Annotated in this window: 3 protein-coding genes; all 3 read left to right on the plus strand. The window is 42.5% G+C overall.

The features are described from left to right. The first annotated feature begins 136 nt into the window (after window positions 1-136). Complete coding sequence (locus BLS20_RS13450; RefSeq protein ID WP_090174854.1) at window positions 137-535, plus strand: hypothetical protein; 399 nt, start codon at window positions 137-139, stop codon at window positions 533-535. Beyond that, entirely contained in the window at window positions 525-887 is a 363-nt protein-coding gene (gene tnpB / locus BLS20_RS13455; protein ID WP_090174855.1) for an IS66 family insertion sequence element accessory protein TnpB, read from the plus strand. The genes BLS20_RS13450 and tnpB overlap by 11 nt, the downstream gene beginning before the upstream one ends. 269 nt (window positions 888-1,156) lie before the next feature. Continuing rightward, window positions 1,157-2,761 (plus strand): IS66 family transposase, encoded by a 1,605-nt coding sequence (tnpC, locus tag BLS20_RS13460; protein ID WP_090174856.1) that lies wholly within the window; start codon window positions 1,157-1,159, stop codon window positions 2,759-2,761. Window positions 2,762-2,820: the final 59 nt, after the last annotated feature.

Here is a 2,820-nt window from a genome sequence, read left to right on the forward strand (position 1 = left end):
GTAACCGGTAAACCATCGGTACCTCGTAACTAGCATGTTCATTTGAGATAATTCCTGTAGTTAAACTTTATAGAGTCTATAGACTCCATATACTCTATAGAGTCCATATAGTCTATGAACTACGGGAGGTTATCAGATGAACAATCCAACAACAATTAAACAAAACATGCGACTTCAGAAATGGATTGCTGAAGTTGAAGCTTACAAATCTCGTCCGGCCGACATGACAGGCACTGAATGGCTTGAATTACACGGAATCAATCGTGCAACTTTTTACAGTCATCTTCGCAAGGTTCAAGCGCATTACCTTGATTCCTTGGAGCAAGTCACGGAAACACCGGCAGCAGAAACAAGTCATGCCCTAGTTACACAACCGGCTTTTGTCGAGTTGTCCCCTGCGGCGAGTTCAATTCCAGCAACTGCTTCTTCTGGAGTTGCTGCTATCCAGTGTGGCAATGCTCGCATCGAAATCTCTGAAGATATCTCTGAACAGTTTCTTTTGAAACTGATTGAGGTGGCCAGTCATGCTAAATGATACAACAGCCTTCAAAAAGGTTTACATTGCAACTGGATATACAGATTTACGCCAGGGCATTGATGGGCTTGCGTCTTGTGTGAAGACACACTTTCAACTTGATCCATTTGATAAAGACACTTTGTTTTTATTCTGTGGTCGTAAAGCAACCAAGATTAAAGGCCTTGTTTGGGAAGGTGATGGATTTCTCCTTCTGTACAAACGATTGGAAGTTGGTGCCTTTGCCTGGCCAAGAACTACCAGCGAAGCGCTCAGTATTACGGAAGAACAATACCGTAACCTAATGAGCGGCTTGTCTGTAGTTGCAAAACATCCGATTTCAGAACTTTCGGGTTCGAAAGAAATCGCATAGTTTTGTGTAAAACAGAGAATTTTTGCTACTGTTATCAAGAGATTAAAATCCTTGATTTTACGGGAAATAGAATGCTTTCTATCGCCTATATAGCAGCCATAACCCTCTGTAAATACCATTATCACGATTGAATAGCCTATTCATTAGGCTTTCATATATCAAACATGTGAAGCTTACATCTATAGGCACTTTGACGAATTGCGGAGTGCTTGTAATTCGCTAAAATACTGTGTTTTCGGTATAATAGTTCCATAAGAAATGGAGCTATTATGTCAGTAAGATTCACAGAAGAACAACTGAATAATCTCGATAAGGCGACACTGATACAGCTGTTTTTATCACTACAGGATCAGCTTGAATCTATTGATAACAAGATGCAGCTGATGTTGGAGCAGATGGCCGATATGAATCGCCATCGCTTTGGCCGTTCCTCTGAGAAATCTGAGTTATCCAACCAGATTTCCTTTACCATTGAGGATGGAGAAATCATCTTCAACGAGGCAGAGGCCATTGCCGAGGAATTCTATGACGAAGACGAACCAGAGCTTGTTACTACAACTCGCAAGAAGTCCAAAGGCAAAAAGGAAGAAGATATCAAAGGTCTTCCTGTTGAACAAATCTTTCATGAGATGTCAGAGGAAGAATTACATGCCTTCTTCGGAGATGAATCCTGGAAGCGTCTTCCTGATGAAGTTTATAAGCGCTATAAATATACGCCTGCATCAGTATCGGTCGAGGAACATCGGGTTGCTGTTTATTCCGGTGCCAAGACAGAACGCATGATAAAAGCGAATCATCCAAAGCAATTGCTTCGAAACAGCCTTGCTTCTGCAAGTACGGTTGCCGGCATCTGTAATGCAAAGTATGTAAATGCAATGCCTCTGTATCGTATCGAAGCAGAGTATCATCGAGCTGGCATCAACATCTCGAGACAGACTATGGCAAACTGGGTCATCCAGTGTGCCGACCGATACCTTGCGGTTATCTATGATTATCTTCATCAGCGCCTGTATGATTATCATGTCATTCAGGCAGATGAGACACCTTGTCTCGTTAATAAAGACGGAAGAGACGCTGGTTCTAAGAGTTACATGTGGGTTTATCGAACCGGTAAGATGTACCAAGATAAGCCCATCGTAATCTATGATTACCAGAAGACTCGTAAGTCTGACCATCCAAGAGAATTTCTCAAGGATTTCAAAGGCGTTTGTGTAACCGATGGCTACCAAGTGTACCACACCATCGAAAGCGAGCGCGAAGACCTGGTTATTGCAGGATGCTGGGCACACGCTAGACGCAAGTTTGATGAAGCGTTAAAGGCAACATCAAAGGATAAGCAAAAGTCCTGCACCGCGAATAAGGCTTTGAAATTGATTCAAGCCATCTATCGCGAAGAGAAGAAACTTGCGGACCTCTCTTCTGAAGAACGTTTGGAGCAACGGCAGTTGGTTGTGAAGCCTCTTGTAGAGGCCTACTTTGCGTGGGTTCATAAGGTTGAACCGAATCTATTAAACGGAAGTAAAACTTATAAAGGTTTGCAATACTCTATTAATCAAGAAAAGTATCTCAAGGTATTCTTGGAAGATGGCGATGTTCCAATGGATAACAATGCTGCTGAACAATCTATCCGTGGCTTCTGCATAGGCAAGAAGAACTGGGTGATGATTGATACTGTTGCAGGCGCTAAGTCCAGTGCAATCGCTTACAGTATTGCTGAAACAGCAAAGGCAAACCACTTGAAGCCTTATGAGTATTTCAAACACTTACTCACAGTAATTCCTGATCACATGGATGATACGGATCGAAGCTTCCTAGAAGAACTTCTTCCTTGGTCAGATGAATTACCAGCTGAGTGCAGAAAACCAATGAAGTAAATGTCACGACTACGGGCGTGACTTAATTAAAAGGAGGTACCGGTGGTTTACCGGTTACG

The sequence above is a fragment of the Eubacterium oxidoreducens genome, from assembly GCF_900104415.1.
GTDB lineage: Bacteria > Bacillota > Clostridia > Lachnospirales > Lachnospiraceae > Eubacterium_C > Eubacterium_C oxidoreducens.